This window comes from Candidatus Mycolicibacterium alkanivorans (assembly GCF_022760805.1).
Lineage (GTDB): Bacteria > Actinomycetota > Actinomycetes > Mycobacteriales > Mycobacteriaceae > Mycobacterium > Mycobacterium alkanivorans.
In genome coordinates this window covers 2,319,564-2,333,914 of the sequence record NZ_JAIVFL010000001.1, presented here as the reverse complement: position 1 = coordinate 2,333,914, position 14,351 = coordinate 2,319,564, and the positions used below count along the sequence as shown (strand labels likewise).

Genomic DNA, 14,351 nt, shown 5'->3' with positions numbered 1-14,351 from the left:
TCAACCCGGGCCACCGCTGAGACAACCCCGTACCCGACCGGCGGACGAGCAGCAAATTTTCGCCCACCACGGCGGGGCGCAGCCCCTCAAAAGCTAGCCTCGATTTTGCGTGCGAATTGGTCGGAGTGCGGTTCGGGGTCGGCTGGGGCTGTTCGGGCGCGGTTTCGGTGGGTGGGTGTGACGGTTTGGCCGGTGTCGCTCGGTGTGGCGGGCTTTCCAGGGCCGGTGGGTCTTTCGGGTCGTGGTGGACGTGTGGTGCGGTGGTCAACCGAAGGCGGTGCGCAGACGCTGCCATGCGGTGGCGATGGCGTGGGCCCAGCGCCATGTGGCGTCGATGCGCAGGTGGGTGCGTCGGGCGGCGCGGGTGATGCGGGCGGCGACGTGCAGGACGCGGTAGCGGAAGGTGTCGATCTCGCAGCCGGCGATGTCGGGCTGGTCGGCGAAGCCGATGAGTTTGGTCCAGGCCACGAGATCGGTTGCGGTGAGGATGATTTCGAGCCAGGCAGCGTTGGCATCGAAGCCGTGGCAGGGCAGGTTGCGCAGCCCGGTGGTTTTGGCCTCGCGGATGCGGTCCTCGACGCGGGCGTGTTGGCGATGCCGCAGCTCCAGGCCGGCGAGTTGCCCGTCGACGACGCCGTTGGGTGTGTCGGTGATGAAGGCGGTGACCCGCATCCCGTCGGCGTCGGTGAACCGCAGCTGCGCGCCGGGGTGGGGGCGTTCCCTGCGCAGGATCAGCCGGGTGCCCTCGGGCCAGCTGCTCATCTCGACCAGGCCGGTGGCCTCGGCGACCCAGGCGCCGTCGCGGATCGCGCCGCTGGAGTCGATCGCCGGATACCAGGCCTCGGCGAGGTTGAGGGTGTCGACCGCGTCGCGCACGCGGGCGTCGACGGCGAACCCGAACGAGAACCCCACCCCTTGCCTGCGGCATTCGGCGGCGAACTTGTGCGTGGCACCGGCGGAATCCGACCGCACCAGGATCTTGTGGGCGGTGGGATCGTGCGGGTCGGGTCGGTAGGCGGCCGGCAGCGATTCCAGCGCCCAGCCCAACACGGTGATGTGATCGGCGGCGGTGTTGCTGCCGGCGTTGCCCGCTCGCAGCAGCCCGGCCAGCGCTTCGCCGCCGGCGACCTCGGGGCGGTCCAGGAACGCCAGCAGCGGGTGGTGACCGTAGGTCTTCTTCCAGGTCGCGGCCGCGTTCTCCTTGTTGTCGGAATGGTCGATGGTGATGGTGGCGTCGAGGTCGATGTGCAGCCACCTGCCAGCGGCCGGCGCAGCCCCGGCAGCCCACGCCGCCGCCCGCGCATCGCAGCGCGCCGCCCGGATCGCCGGCAGGTGCGCGGCGTCGATCCGCTCGTCGACCAGCCGCCACATCGTGGTCGTCGAGGCGGCCGGACCGAACACGTGCTCACGGTCCCCGCACAACTGCCCGACCCCGTCGATGCAGGTCGCGCCGTCAGCGACCGCCGCGGCGAGATCGGCGAACACCGCCCCCGGCGGGTAGATCCACGGGCCCCGATAGGTGTCGGCCAACGCCGCGGTGACCCCCGCCGACAGCCCGGACAGATCCGCCAGTTCCCGCAGCATCCCCACCCCGGCGTGAGACACGACGCCATGACCATCCGCGGACACTTTCACTCGGGAAACCGCTGCGCTACTCTTCACCTGCGAAGTGCCTTCCAGCCAGGCTAATGGAACCGTTAAGAAGTCCTATTATTCCTTGCAGGACAGGCACTTTCGCGTATCAACACACTCCACCCGGGGCATTGCGCGAAAAATCGAGGCTAGGCCCGTCATTCCTCGCCGCGTGTAGCACGTCGGACAACTCGTCGGGCAGCGCCAGCGGCCCCGCGACCCCGTCCGACGACGGCAAGCCGGCGACCGGCAAGCTGCGGATCTCGAACTGGCCGCTGTACATGGCCGACGGATTCGTGGCCGCCTTCCAGACCGCGACCGGCCTGACCGTCGACTACAAGGAAGACTTCAACGACAACGAGGAATGGTTCGCCAAGAACAAGGAGCCGCTGTCCCGCAAACAGGACATTGGCGCCGACCTGGTGGTGCCGACGCAGTTCCTGGCCGCCCGGCTCAACAGCCTGGGCTGGCTGAACGGGATCAGCGAAAGCCGTTGGACCAACAAGAAGAACCTGCGCCCCGACCTCATGGACGCCAAAGCCGACCCGGGCCGCAAGTTCAGTGCGCCGTACATGTCCGGAATGACGGCGCTGGCCTACAACCAGGCCGCCACCGGTCGCGACATCACCAAGATCGACGATCTGTGGGATCCCGCTTTCAAGGGCAAGATCAGCCTGCTGTCCGACATGCAGGACGGCCTGGGCATGATCATGCTCTCGCAGGGCGGATCGCTCGAGAATCCCACGACGGAAAGCGTCCAGAAGGCCGTCGAGCTGATCAAGGAGCAGAAGGACAAGGGCCAGATCCGGCGGTTCACCGGAAACGACTACGCCGACGACCTCGCGGCGGGCAATAGCGTTATCGCCCAAGCGTATTCGGGTGACGTGGTGCAGCTGCAGAAGGACAATCCGGACCTGAAGTTCGTGGTGCCCGAGAGCGGCGGCACGACGTTCGTCGACACGATGGTGATCCCGTACACCACGCAGAACCAGAAGGCCACCGAGGAGTGGATCAACTACGTCTACGACCGGGCGAATTACGCCAAGCTGATCGCGCACACGCAGTACGTGCCGGTGCTGTCGGACATGACCGACGAACTGAACAGGATCGACCCGGGCCTGGCCTCCAACCCGTTGATCAACCCGCCGAAGGCGACCTTGGACAAGCTCAAGTCGTGGGCTGCACTCACCGACGAGCAGACCCAGGAGTTCAACAAGGCCTACGCCGAAGTTACCGGCGGCTGACCCGATGGCCGGTGTAGCCGGTAGCAGCCGGCAGCGGAGCAAGTTGGCTCCGTACCTGATGATCCTGCCGGCGCTCGCGTACCTCGGGGTCTTCTACGTGGTGCCATTCGTCTCCCTGTTCCGGACCTCGCTGTCGAGTATGGGCGGGTCGGTGTACCTGCCGAAAGCTCACCTTCGGCTGGAACTTCAGCAACTACACCAACGCCCTGAGCATGTACAGGGACCAGATCCTGCGCTCGTTCGGCTACGCCTTCTCCGCCACGGTGCTGTGCATACTGCTGGCCTTCCCGCTGGCCTACGTGATTGCGTTCAAGGCCGGCCGGTACAAGAACCTGCTGCTGGGTCTGGTGATCCTGCCGTTCTTCGTCACGTTCCACTGATTCGCACGCTGGCGTGGAAGACCATCCTGGCTGACGACGGCTGGGTGGTGATCGGCGGGTTGACCTACGACTGGATCATCTTCATGGTCCTGCCGCTGTACGTCCACGATCCTGATCGCGCATGTGGCCTTCGAGATCAGCTTCGTCGCCATGACCGTGCGTGCGCGGGTCCGTGGCTTCGACTGGACGCTCGAGGATGCCTCGCTGGACCTGGGCGCCGGACCGACTCGGACGTTCTTCAAGGTGACGCTGCCGCTGATCGTCCCGGGCATCGTGGCGGCGGCGATGCTGTCGTTCGCCTTGTCGCTGGACGACTTCATCATCACCTATTTCGTCAGCGGCTCCACGGTCACCTATCCGCTTTACGTGAACGCGGCGGTGAAAGCCGCTGTGCCGCCTCAGATCAACGTGCTGGCCACCGCGATCCTGGCGATCAGCCTGCTGCTGCTCGGTGTGGGAACCCTGTACCGACGCAAGCGGGACATCTGAGCTTGCTCGCGGAGAAGACGGCGGTTCACGCCGGCAACCGCCGACGATACGGCATTCTTGCCGGGTGAACATCGAGTCGATCCTGGAGTCCATCCCACCGCTGGCGGTGTACCTGGCGGTGGGCCTGATCATCGGTATCGAGAGCCTCGGTATCCCGCTGCCCGGGGAGATCGCGCTGGTGAGCGCGGCGCTGCTGGCATCGCGACACACCCTCGACATCTCCCCGGTCTGGGTAGGCGCGGCCGCCACCATCGGCGCAATCATCGGTGACACGATCGGCTACACGATCGGGCGGCGGTTCGGAATGCCGTTGTTCGAGAGGCTCGGCAAGCGCTTCCCCAAACACTTCGGCCCGGGCCACGTCGCTCTGGCCGAGCAGCTGTTCTCCCGATGGGGGGTGTGGGCGGTGTTCTTCGGCCGCTTCATCGCGCTGCTGCGAATCCTGGCCGGCCCGCTGGCCGGCGCGCTGCGCATGCGCTACCCCTACTTCTTGGCCGCCAACGCCGCGGGCGCGGTGTGCTGGGCCGGCGGTACCACGGCGGTGGTGTACTACCTAGGCTTGGCGGCCGAGAAGTGGCTGTCCCGGTTCTCCTGGGTTGCCCTGGTGATCGCGATCATCGCTGGCATCGGACTGACCTTGCTGTTGAAGGAACGCACCCGCAACCTCATCGCGCAACTCGAGGCCGAGCACGATTGGGAGACGCTGCGCCACGCCAAGTGACGACCGGTTTGCGTGACCCGAATCCCGGGACGCTAAATGCCATGGTCGACAATGCGGTGCACGGCGCGGTGGACATCAGGCCGTGCGAACCAATTCCACTCCACGATCGCGCAGTTCGGTCAGGGCGCGCGCGGTCGAGTCTGGGGCGACCCCGGCCGTCAGGTCCACCAGGACCCTCGTCCTGAAACCCGCCCGCACGGCATCGGAGGCCGTCTCGCGCACGCAGTAGTCCGTCGCAATGCCGGCGACGTCCACCTCGTCGACTCCGTGGTCGCGCAGCCAGTCGGCCAGCGAGATGCCGTCGGCGACACCGTCGAACCCGCTGTAGGCAGCGGTGTACGCGCCCTTGAGGAACACCGCCTCGATGGGTGCGGTGTCCAATTCGGGGTGGAACTCGGCGCCGGTTGTTCCGGCCACACAGTGCCGCGGCCAAGAGTCGACGAAGTCCGGCTTGTCGGCGAAGTGCGCACCGGGATCGACATGCAGGTCCTTGCACGCCACCACATGGTCGTACCCGTGGTGGCCCGACAGCAGGGCGTTGATCGCCCGCACCACCCCCGTGGCGCCGTCCACCGCGAGCGACCCACCCTCGCAGAAGTCGTTCTGCACGTCGACGATGATCAGCGCCCGCACCCTGCCACCGTATCGGCGAACGCCGGGCGGCACAGCAGTACAGTGATACCGCCGAATCGCCAGAAGAGGATTCCCGGGCAAAAGGTACCGCACCCAGGGCTACTTCTTCTCCTCAGCCGGCGGCAGCCCGGTGTCGTGCGTGGTGGGCCTGACCGTGGCGTCGACCACGGCGCTGTGGCCCGGCACGTACACGGCATCCGGGCCGCCCTGGTGGTCGGGTGCGCGCACTGCGGCGGCGGCCGGGCTGACGGCGTCGGGAAACCCCGCCGAGCCGAGAATGTGGTCGAAGTGGTAGTGCATCTCACTGAACCAGTCGCTGAGCAAACCGTGCGGTGAGGGCCTACGTTGCAACATGTAGCTAATCGAATTATAGTCCAGACACATGTCCAGACAGCTCGCTGCCGGTGTCCGGTTGCTTCCACGATGACTTGCGGGAGCCCGGCGGGTAACCCGCCCTCATCCGTCGTGGCCATGGCAGGAGCGTGAGCATGCGAATTGCGTTGCTGTCGTATCGCAGCAAGACCCACTGCGGCGGGCAGGGGGTTTACGTCCGCCACCTCAGCCGTGGGCTGGTCGAACTGGGTCACGACGTCGAGGTCTTCTCCGGTCAGCCCTACCCCGAGGTGCTCGATCCCCGGGTCCGGTTGACCGAGGTTCCCAGCCTGGACCTCTACCGCGAGCCCGATCCGTTCCGCGTGCCCCGCCCCAGTGAGATCCGCGACCGTATCGACATGCTCGAACTTGCCACCATGTGGACCTCGGGCTTCCCCGAGCCGCGCACCTTCAGCCTGCGCGCCGCACGACTGCTCGCCGCCCGCCGCGACGAGTTCGACGTGGTCCACGACAACCAGTGCCTCGGTACCGGGCTGCTGCGGATCGCCGCCGACGGCCTGCCCGTAGTGGCCACCGTGCACCACCCCATCACCCGGGACCGGGTGCTCGATCTGGCCGCCGCCAAATGGTGGCGAAAGCCGTTGGTGCACAGGTGGTATGGCTTCGCGCAGATGCAGAAGAAGGTCGCCCGCAGCATTCCCGACCTGCTGACGGTGTCGTCGTCGTCGGCCACCGACATCGCCGACGACTTCGGCGTCAGCCCCGACCAGTTACACGTCGTGCCGCTCGGTGTGGACACCGAGCTGTTCAAACCGCTCGAACAGCCACGGGTTCCGGCCCGGATCATCGCGATATCGAGCGCCGACCGTCCACTCAAGGGCATCGGCCACCTACTTCACGCGGTTGCGAAACTGCGTGCCGAGCACGAGGTGGAACTGCAGCTCGTCGCCAAGCTCGAACCCAACGGACCGACCGAGAAACTGATCGCCGAACTCGGCATCTCCGACATCGTGCACACCTCCAGCGGTCTGTCGGACGCCGAGCTGGCAACACTGTTCGCCTCCGCCGAGGTCGCCTGCATCCCCTCGCTGTACGAGGGCTTCTCGCTGCCTGCCGTGGAGGCCATGGCCAGCGGGACGCCGATCGTGGCCAGCCGCGCCGGTGCGCTGCCCGAGGTGCTGGGCCCCGACGGGGAATGCGCTGATCTGGTGACCCCCGGCGACGTCGGCGAGCTGACCGCCGCGCTCGACCGGCAGCTGTCGTCCCCCGAGCGCAGGCACTGGCTGGGCACCGCGGGTCGACGGCGCGCGCTCGACGTCTTCAGCTGGGAGTCGGTGGCTGCGCAGACGGTGCGGGTCTACGAGCAGGCGATCGCCCGCACCGGTCGGGTCCGCAACACCATCGAGGCGGTCGACGAACCATGCTGACCGTGGACTACGACCGGTTGCGCGTCGGACCGGGCAGCAAGGTGATCGACGTCGGCTGCGGTGCGGGCCGGCACAGTTTCGAGGCATATCGCCGCGGCGCCAACGTGATCGCCTTCGACCAGAACGCCGCCGAACTGGCCGACGTCGACACGATCCTGCAGGCGATGGGTCAGGCCGGTGAAGCGCCGGAGTCGGCCAAGGCGCAGGTGGTGGTCGGTGACGCGCTTGCCCTGCCGTACCCGGATGGCAGCTTCGACACGGTGATCGCCTCGGAGATCCTCGAGCACATCCCCGATGACGACGGTGCGATCACCGAGCTGATCCGAGTGCTCAAACCCGGTGGAACGCTTGCCGTCACGGTGCCACGCTGGCTTCCGGAGAAGATCTGTTGGCTGCTCTCCGACGCCTACCACGCCAACGAGGGCGGCCACATTCGCATCTACAGGGCCGACCAGCTGCGGTCCAAACTCACCCTCGGTGGCCTGAGGTTCACCCACTCCGAGCATGCCCACGGTCTTCATACACCATTCTGGTGGCTGAAATGCGCTGTCGGCGTTGACAAGCCGGAGCATCCCGCGGTCAAGGCGTATCATAAGCTGCTGGTGTGGGACTTGATGTCACAGCCGAAGCTCACCCGGGTCGCCGAAGCTGCGCTCAACCCTCTGGTGGGCAAGAGCGTCGCGCTCTACTTCGAGAAGCCGGTCACCGATGGCCCGGCGAGCTGACCTCGACGGCGTGCCCGGCGTAGCCGGGGTGCTGACTCCGCAGCAGTGCCGCCAGACGGCGGAATCGATTGCGGCCGTGCAGGAAGCCTCGGGTGAGATCCCCTGGTCGGAAACCGGGCACACCGATGTCTGGGACCATGTCGAGTGTGCGATGGCACTGACCGTGGCGGGGCTGACCGAGCCCGCCCGCGCCGCCTACGACTGGTGCCGAAGCGAGCAGCGGGCCGACGGGTCATGGCCGATCCAGTACCGCCGCGGCGTGATCGAGGACCCCAACAGCGACAGCAACTTCTGCGCATACGTCGCCACGGGCGTGTGGCATCACGTGCTGGTGACCCGTGATCGCCGGTTCGGCGAGCTGATGTGGCCCACCGTTCGCGCGGCGATCGACTTCGTCCTTGACCTGCAGACCACCACAGGAGAAATCTACTGGGCACAAGGCCCTTCCGGTGCGCTGCCGGAGGCGCTGCTGACCGGTTGCGCCAGCGTGTACCACAGTATCCGCTGCGCGCTGGCGCTCGCCGACTTCGTCGACGACCCGCAGCCGGAATGGGAGATCGCACTGGGCCGGCTCGGCCACGCGATCGCCGAGCATCCGGATGCTTTCGCCGAGAAGCCGCACCATTCGATGGACTGGTACTACCCCATTCTCGGTGGCGCGCTGCGTGGTTCGGAGGCGAGCACCCGGATCGCCCAGCGATGGGACGAGTTCGTGGTCGACGGTCTGGGCATCCGCTGCGTCAACGACCGGCCGTGGGTGACCGGCGCGGAGACCTGCGAACTGGTCATGGCACTGGACGCGATGGGTGAGCGCCACCGTGCGATGATCCAGTTCGCCGCGATGCAGCATCTGCGCGAGGCCGACGGCTCCTACTGGACCGGACTGGTGTTCGCCGACGGAAAGCGCTGGCCCGTCGAACGCACCTCGTGGACCGGCGCGGCCGTCATCCTGGCCGCTGATGCGCTGTCGGTGACCACCGGAGGCAGCGGCATCTTCCGCGCCGCCGAACTGCCCCGCGGCCTCGAAGGTGACTACGACTGTGAATGCGTCAGGAGCTGACGGGCTTGTCGCCCGCCGCGCCGGAGCCGATCCCCGAGTCGCTTCGCTCCTGCCCGCCGGAGCCGATCCCCGAGTCGCTTCGCTCCTGCCCGCCGGAGCCGATCCCCGAGTCGCTTCGCTCCTGCCCGCCGGAGGTACGCTCCAGCACCCGCAGCGACCCGGTGCACCCTACCTCGGTGAAGTGGCCGGATTCCAATGCGCGGCAATAGATGTTGTAGGGCGGTCGGCCGCCGTCGCGCGGGTCGGGAAAGACGTCGTGGATGATCAGCACGCCACCCACCGACACCCACTTGGCCCAGCCGGCGAAGTCCTGCTGGGCGGCGGTCTCACTGTGACCCCCGTCGATGAACAGCAATTGCAGGGGCGTCCGCCAGCCGCGGGCCACCACCGTCGACTTGCCCACCACCGCGACGATCGTGTCGTCGAGACCGGCCGCATGAAGTGTCCGGCGGAAGGTGGGCAGCGTGTCGAACCGCCCGCTGACCGGGTCGACCATCGTCGCGTCGTGCCACTCCCAGCCCGGCTGATGCTCCTCGGAACCGTGGTGATGATCGATCGTGTACAGAACGCTGTCGGTGGCCGCGCCCGCCGCACCGAGCAGAACCGTCGACTTGCCGCAGTACGTACCGATCTCGACGGCCACCCCGCCATCGAGGTAGCGGACCGCCGCGTCGAACAGTGCCCGCCCTTCGTCAGCGGGCATGAAACCCACCACCTGGTCGGCCAATTCGAACAGTCTGGAAGTTTGCGCGCCGAGCGCGGAGTCGGTGCGGCCCATGGTTCGAACCTATCCTGTCGGCGTGTGCGATGGCCAGCGGTCATCTTGTCGCCCAACGTGCGTTGTAGTAGCGTCCGGACATGTGTCTGAACCGGTAGCTCGGGAATCCACACGCCGCCGGTTGACAGCCAGACAGGCAGCCACCGTGGAGCGGCTGGGCCGCGCCGCGGTGGACGTGCTCAGCCGGGAGGGTTTCGCCGGCCTGACGGTCCGGATGGTGGCCGCCGAGGCCGGTGTCGGTGCGGCGACTGCCTATACGTACTTCTCGTCCAAGGAGCATCTGGTCGCCGAGGTGTTCTGGCGCCGGCTGGCCTCGACTCCTGCCCCGCCGTCCGACTCACCGGATCCGGTGGAGCGGGTGGTCGCCGTGCTGCGCCACATCGCGCTTCTCGTCGCCGACGAGCCGCAGCTGGCCGGGGCGGTCACCACCGCGCTGCTCGGCAAGGATCCCGACGTCGAGCACCTACGCTTGCGCATCGGTCGGGAGATCCACGAGCGGTTGTCGTTAGCCCTTGGTACCCAAGCAGATTCAGAGATCGTCGAGTCGCTCGAGCAGCTCTACGCCGGAGCCCTGGTGCGGGCCGGGATGGGCTACGCCTCCTACACCGAAATCGCCCCCCGGCTCGAGCGGTCCGCGCGGCTGCTGCTCACCGAGGCGCCCGTGGCGAGCAGGCGAGACGCGGTTTGAACCGGCCGGCTCCCGGGCATCGTCACCAGGTGGTGTTCTGATCGCACCGCGGCGAAGCCGCTACTGCGTCGGGCGCTCGGGGTAGATTGAGCGCGACGACAGCGGCTGGAGGAGCGATCTGATGACCACGGATGACAACGACCCCAACGCGTACGGCCAACCGCAGGGTTTCCCCCGTCAGGCCTTGGGCGCGTAGTCGAAGTTGATCCGGTCACCGTCCGCGTTGGTCACCGTCAAGGTGAACGCCTGCGTCTCCTCTCCGGCGACCACCGTGCAGTCGATGGTGGTGCCCGGCTTGCCCTCGAGATCGCTGGTGCAGTCCGCGGAGTCGGGGCGCTGCCCCAACTGAGTCTCGAGCTGGTCGAGCAGTGAGCTTTCGACCTGCGCCTTGACCAGAACCGGAATGACTGTGAAGTTCATCAGCAGACCGTCAACGTTGGTGACGTCTACGGTGCGCTTGAGTGTGATGCCGCCCTGGCTCACCTCGCACTGCGCCTCCGAACCCTTCTTGCCCTCCAGTCGGGACTCGCAGGTGATCGAATCGACAGGCGTGCCCGCCGACTCCGAGAGCAGGCGCCCCACCGCCTTCTCCAGTTGCTCCTTGGACACCGCGGGGGTCATGTCGTAGCTGACGGTCGAACCGTCAACCTTGGTGACCGTGACGACCGGCTCGAAGACGTTGGTGTCGGTGAGCGCCACCTCGCAGGTGACCGACTTACCGACCTCGCCCTTGAGATCGTCCTTGCAGGTGACCGACTTCGGCTTCTGCCCGGCTTTGTCCAGCCGGTCGGAGATGTCCTTCTGCAGGTCGGCTTTCGCCACCACCGGCGCTCCCCCGCTGCCGACGCTGAACGAACAGCCCGTCAGCGTCGCCGAGGTGACAGCCACCGCCGCAAGGGCAGCGCCTGTCCGTCGCATCCCAACCTCCCAAGCTTGCTCAGGCAGCGCCCACGCGCGGTCCGCGAACAAGATACCAAGCGCGCGTCCGCGAGCAGTCAGCTGAGCGTGATTGACTGTGGACGTGAGCAGAGCCCCGCTTCTGGCCCGGCGCTTCTTCGACCGCTTCGAGCCGGTCCACGCGATCACCTACTTCGCCCCCGAGGTGCGATCAGGCTTGGCGGCGATGGGATTCACCGGTTACTGGCGGGGCTACTTCGCCGCGCGGTCGTCGCCGCTCGGTCCGGTTCCGGCCGAGGTGGTGACCGCCATCTTCTACAACTTCGCCGCCGAGCGCGTGCACCGCACGGTGCCGGCCGTGTGGGAGGTTGCCACACCCGCCGAGGTGCTGCGGGTGCGGGAGGACACTGCCGTTGCCGCGTTGCGCCGCTGCGGGCTGTCCGACGACTCGGCGGGTGTGGCCGAGGCTGCCGAACTCGCCGGAGTCGCCGCGCGCAGCGCTCCCCTCGACGGCCGGCCGTTGTTCGCCGCGAACCTGGCCCTGCCGTGGCCCCGCACTCCGCTTGCGGCGCTGTGGCAGGCCGCGACCCTGCTGCGCGAACATCGCGGCGACGGCCACGTGGCGGCGTTGGCGGCCGAGGGAATCGGGGGCCGGGAGGCCAGCGTGCTGCACGTGGCGGCCGGAGCGGTCCCGGCGGCGGTCATCAAGCGCAGTCGGGACTACACCGACGAAGAATGGGACGCTCGTACCGATAGCCTGAAGGCGCGCGGATTGCTCACCGCTGCAGGCGAACTCACCGACGAGGGAAGAGCTCTCAAAAATCATGTCGAGCATCGCACCGACACCCTGGCGCTGACGGCCCTGGACGCGCTCGACGACGACGCCGTGGAGCGTCTCTTCGCGGCGCTGACTCCCCTGACCCGTCTGGTGGTCGCCGGAGGCGACATCCCGGCGGCGACCCCGATGGGCCTGCGCCGCGACGATCTCGACGACGACTCGGCGCACCTGTAGTCAGAGGTTGCGGTTCCACTCCGCCGAGCCGACACCGCGGCGGCCGTCGGTGGTCTCCACCTCGGCTCAGGCGCGCGGGAACTGCCTCACCCGGTCCGCCAGCGCCGGGACCGCTAGCCTGGCGGGATGCGGATCGCCGGGTTGGTCGCTGCGTCGCTGCTGGTCGCGGGATGCCTCGCCGGGTGTTCGGACTCAACCGGCGGTCAGGCGCACCCGACGGCGCTGACGCCGATCACCCCGTCCCGCTCGGGTAGCTCGACCTCTGCCACCACGACCACGTCGACGCTGGCCGCTCCGCCGACCGGCGTGCCCATCGCCCAGGCGATCAAGTGGATCGAAGCCGCCCCGCCCGTCGACGCCGCGCGGTACCACGTCGCACTTCGCGGCGGGGTGACCGCCGATCTCGGCGACGACGTCGCGTTCACGACGCCGGCCGGCACCACCTGCATGACCGACGCCAAGCACAGCGCCCCCGGGCTGGCGTGCCTGGTCAACCTGACCGATCCCCCGAAACAGCCGCCGGACGTCTACGGCCAGTGGAAGGGCGGCTGGGTCGACTTCGACGGCGGCACCGTTCTGGTCGGCTCGGCGCACGGCGACCCAGGACGGTTTGCGAACGGGCGGGGGGCCGAGCTGCCGCTCGACAAATCACTGTCGTTCGGCGACTTTCGCTGCCGAACCGATTCCGATGCGCTGTACTGCGTGAACTATGCGCACCAGTCCGCGGTGCGGTTGGCCGACAGTGGTGTGGACACCTACGCCTGCGCGCAGCAGGTCACGCCGCCCGCGGGAATAGGTGTGGAGTACGTCTGCTAGCCCGCCGGATAGGCGTGCACCACAGCGGTGCCCAGCTTGGGGATCGCGTGGGCGAGGGTGTGCTCGGCCTCGTGGGCGAGCTGATGGGCTTCACGCAGGCTCAGCTGCGGGCTGACGTCGAGTTCCACGTCAGCGTCTAGGCGCAGGCCGACCCAGCGCATCCGAATCCGTTGCACGCCGAGCACTCCGGGCTGGCGGGTCAGGGTGTCGTAGGCGGTGTCGACGAGGGCGGGATCCACGCCGTCGAGCAGTCGGGCGAACACGTCGCGGGCCGCGACCACCATCACCACGACGATCGCCGCGGCGATCAGCAGGCCGACGACCGGATCGGCCTGCGGGAACCCCAGCGCCACTCCGATCGCGCCGAGGACCACCGCAAGAGAGGTGAGACCGTCTGCGCGGGCGTGCATTCCGTCGGCCTGCAGGGCGGTGGAACCGATCCGCTTGCCCACCCGGATGCGGTACAGCGCCACCAACTCGTTGCCGAGAAATCCGACTACACCGGCCGCAGCCACCCAGCCGAGGTGGGACAGCGGGGCCGGATGGATCAGCCGGTCGACCGCCTCGGCCGCCGCGACGATAGCCGACAACGCGATGACGCCGACCACGAACAGACCAGCGAGGTCCTCGGCGCGGCCGAGACCGTAGGTGTATCGCTTCGTGGCGCTTCGCCGGCTCAGTGAGAACGCGAGCCACAGCGGGATCGCGGTCAGCGCGTCGGAGAAGTTGTGGATCGTATCGGCCAGCAGCGCAACGGATCCCGAGACGATGACGATCGCGATCTGGATGACGGCCGTGACGGTCAGTGCTACCAGACTGATCTTGACGGCCCGGATCCCGGCGTCGCTGTCGGTGAGCGCATCATCGACGCGCCCGGCGTGGTCGTGGGTGTGGCCGTGACCCTGTTCGTGACTGTGTCCCATCACGCCCTCCCCGTGCGTGGCAGTTCAGCGACTTCGGTGTCACCGCGATGATGTGCGGGTACCCCGCCGGCGGCGTGTTCAGCGTTGAATACCGCGTCGGAGACGAGTTGGCGCACGTGGTCGTTCTCCAGGCGGTAGAAGACCTGAGTGCCTTCACGGCGGGTGCGGACCAGCCGCGCCATCCGAAGCTTGGCCAAATGCTGCGACACCGACGGTGCCGGCTTGCCGACCCGCTCGGCGAGGTCGTTGACGCTCAATTCGTCGCCGCTGAGCGACCACAGTAACTGGACGCGGGTGGCGTCGGCGAGCATGCGGAACACCTCGACGACGAGGTCGACATGGTCGTCGACCAGGCGGCGTTCATGCTTATCTGCATTCATACGCAGATAATAGCGGCTGGATTCGATGCTGGGGTTGGTGACGACGTGGCTGGACGAGGCGATGACGCCGGGGTGGGCGTACGGGCCGAGCCGGTGACGGCGGAAATGGGAGTCGAATGACGTTGCCAGACCGGGTCTGCGGAGTCGGCGAGCGCCGCGGCGATCCTGTGGCACGGAGACCGAGCGGGTGCGTACGCGCGCATTCCGTGGTGA

Annotated in this window: 15 protein-coding genes and 2 pseudogenes; 10 read left to right on the top strand and 7 right to left on the bottom strand. The window is 67.7% G+C overall.

The annotated features are described in order from the left end of the window. Positions 1 to 264 precede the first annotated feature (264 nt). Entirely contained in the window at positions 265 to 1,662 is a 1,398-nt protein-coding gene (locus K9U37_RS11705) for an IS1380 family transposase (RefSeq protein ID WP_243069986.1), read from the bottom strand. Positions 1,663 to 1,763: 101 nt separating this feature from the next. Here K9U37_RS11705 and K9U37_RS11700 point away from each other — a divergent pair, with 101 nt between their 5' ends. The 4 genes and pseudogenes from K9U37_RS11700 (at position 1,764) to K9U37_RS11685 (ending at position 4,466) form a co-directional block, all read left to right on the top strand. Next, positions 1,764 to 2,876, top strand: coding sequence for a polyamine ABC transporter substrate-binding protein (locus K9U37_RS11700; RefSeq protein ID WP_243071833.1), 1,113 nt, complete (start codon positions 1,764 to 1,766; stop codon positions 2,874 to 2,876). Positions 2,877 to 3,088: 212 nt separating this feature from the next. Continuing rightward, complete coding sequence (locus K9U37_RS11695; RefSeq protein WP_243071832.1) at positions 3,089 to 3,256, top strand: hypothetical protein; 168 nt, start codon at positions 3,089 to 3,091, stop codon at positions 3,254 to 3,256. A 102-nt stretch (positions 3,257 to 3,358) separates the two neighbouring features. Then, a pseudogene (locus K9U37_RS11690) lies at positions 3,359 to 3,745 on the top strand (ABC transporter permease); the annotation flags it as partial. A 64-nt stretch (positions 3,746 to 3,809) separates the two neighbouring features. Next, on the top strand, positions 3,810 to 4,466 hold the full coding sequence (locus tag K9U37_RS11685) for a DedA family protein (RefSeq protein ID WP_243071831.1): 657 nt from the start codon (positions 3,810 to 3,812) through the stop codon (positions 4,464 to 4,466). 75 nt (positions 4,467 to 4,541) lie between these two features. Here K9U37_RS11685 and K9U37_RS11680 read toward each other — a convergent pair whose 3' ends face one another. Continuing rightward, on the bottom strand, positions 4,542 to 5,099 hold the full coding sequence (locus K9U37_RS11680) for a nicotinamidase (protein WP_243071830.1): 558 nt from the start codon (positions 5,097 to 5,099) through the stop codon (positions 4,542 to 4,544). Between the two features lie 99 nt (positions 5,100 to 5,198). After that, the gene (locus K9U37_RS11675) at positions 5,199 to 5,453 is read right to left on the bottom strand and encodes a hypothetical protein (RefSeq protein ID WP_243071829.1); all 255 of its coding nucleotides are present in this window, start codon (positions 5,451 to 5,453) and stop codon (positions 5,199 to 5,201) included. A gap of 134 nt (positions 5,454 to 5,587) precedes the next feature. Here K9U37_RS11675 and manT point away from each other — a divergent pair, with 134 nt between their 5' ends. Genes manT through mmpH form a run of 3 tightly spaced genes read left to right on the top strand, consistent with a single transcriptional unit; the run spans position 5,588 to position 8,644 of the window. Continuing rightward, entirely contained in the window at positions 5,588 to 6,859 is a 1,272-nt protein-coding gene (manT, locus tag K9U37_RS11670) for an MMP alpha-(1->4)-mannosyltransferase (protein ID WP_243071828.1), read from the top strand. Continuing rightward, positions 6,853 to 7,584, top strand: a complete 732-nt coding sequence (locus K9U37_RS11665) for a class I SAM-dependent methyltransferase (protein WP_243071827.1) — start codon at positions 6,853 to 6,855, stop codon at positions 7,582 to 7,584. Before manT ends, K9U37_RS11665 begins: the two co-directional genes overlap by 7 nt. Beyond that, positions 7,568 to 8,644: an MMP endo-(1,4)-3-O-methyl-alpha-D-mannosidase gene (gene mmpH, locus K9U37_RS11660; protein ID WP_243071826.1), complete on the top strand. Its 1,077-nt coding sequence runs from the start codon at positions 7,568 to 7,570 to the stop codon at positions 8,642 to 8,644. The genes K9U37_RS11665 and mmpH overlap by 17 nt, the downstream gene beginning before the upstream one ends. 127 nt (positions 8,645 to 8,771) lie before the next feature. Here mmpH and K9U37_RS11655 read toward each other — a convergent pair. Continuing rightward, a pseudogene (locus K9U37_RS11655) lies at positions 8,772 to 9,422 on the bottom strand (class I SAM-dependent methyltransferase); the annotation flags it as partial. 82 nt (positions 9,423 to 9,504) lie between these two features. Here K9U37_RS11655 and K9U37_RS11650 point away from each other — a divergent pair. Further along, positions 9,505 to 10,110 carry a TetR family transcriptional regulator gene (locus tag K9U37_RS11650; RefSeq protein WP_243071824.1) on the top strand — a complete coding sequence of 202 codons (606 nt, stop codon included), beginning with the start codon at positions 9,505 to 9,507 and terminating at the stop codon, positions 10,108 to 10,110. Between the two features lie 177 nt (positions 10,111 to 10,287). On the opposite strand, the gene K9U37_RS11645 is transcribed toward K9U37_RS11650, so the two are convergent. Continuing rightward, entirely contained in the window at positions 10,288 to 11,028 is a 741-nt protein-coding gene (locus K9U37_RS11645; protein ID WP_243071823.1) for a DUF4333 domain-containing protein, read from the bottom strand. 103 nt (positions 11,029 to 11,131) lie between these two features. Between K9U37_RS11645 and K9U37_RS11640 the strand changes: the two genes are divergently transcribed. Both K9U37_RS11640 and K9U37_RS11635 read left to right on the top strand, forming a co-directional pair. Then, positions 11,132 to 12,019: an SCO6745 family protein gene (locus K9U37_RS11640; protein ID WP_243071822.1), complete on the top strand. Its 888-nt coding sequence runs from the start codon at positions 11,132 to 11,134 to the stop codon at positions 12,017 to 12,019. Between the two features lie 126 nt (positions 12,020 to 12,145). Beyond that, a complete protein-coding gene (locus K9U37_RS11635; RefSeq protein WP_243071821.1) occupies positions 12,146 to 12,835 on the top strand; it encodes a hypothetical protein in 690 nt (229 codons plus the stop codon). Here K9U37_RS11635 and K9U37_RS11630 read toward each other — a convergent pair. Both K9U37_RS11630 and K9U37_RS11625 read right to left on the bottom strand, forming a co-directional pair. Next, entirely contained in the window at positions 12,832 to 13,758 is a 927-nt protein-coding gene (locus K9U37_RS11630) for a cation diffusion facilitator family transporter (protein WP_243071820.1), read from the bottom strand. The genes K9U37_RS11635 and K9U37_RS11630 overlap by 4 nt on opposite strands. Further along, entirely contained in the window at positions 13,758 to 14,138 is a 381-nt protein-coding gene (locus K9U37_RS11625; protein ID WP_243071819.1) for an ArsR/SmtB family transcription factor, read from the bottom strand. Before K9U37_RS11625 ends, K9U37_RS11630 begins: the two co-directional genes overlap by 1 nt. Positions 14,139 to 14,351: the final 213 nt, after the last annotated feature.

Coding starts and splice junctions, on each gene's coding strand:
- K9U37_RS11645 (WP_243071823.1), bottom strand. CDS start 11,028: ATGCGACGGACAGGCGCTGCCCTTGCGGCGGTGGCTGTCACCTCGGCG.
- mmpH (WP_243071826.1), top strand. CDS start 7,568: ATGGCCCGGCGAGCTGACCTCGACGGCGTGCCCGGCGTAGCCGGGGTG.
- K9U37_RS11630 (WP_243071820.1), bottom strand. CDS start 13,758: ATGGGACACAGTCACGAACAGGGTCACGGCCACACCCACGACCACGCC.
- K9U37_RS11695 (WP_243071832.1), top strand. CDS start 3,089: ATGTACAGGGACCAGATCCTGCGCTCGTTCGGCTACGCCTTCTCCGCC.
- K9U37_RS11675 (WP_243071829.1), bottom strand. CDS start 5,453: ATGTTGCAACGTAGGCCCTCACCGCACGGTTTGCTCAGCGACTGGTTC.
- K9U37_RS11635 (WP_243071821.1), top strand. CDS start 12,146: ATGCGGATCGCCGGGTTGGTCGCTGCGTCGCTGCTGGTCGCGGGATGC.
- manT (WP_243071828.1), top strand. CDS start 5,588: ATGCGAATTGCGTTGCTGTCGTATCGCAGCAAGACCCACTGCGGCGGG.
- K9U37_RS11625 (WP_243071819.1), bottom strand. CDS start 14,138: ATGAATGCAGATAAGCATGAACGCCGCCTGGTCGACGACCATGTCGAC.
- K9U37_RS11665 (WP_243071827.1), top strand. CDS start 6,853: ATGCTGACCGTGGACTACGACCGGTTGCGCGTCGGACCGGGCAGCAAG.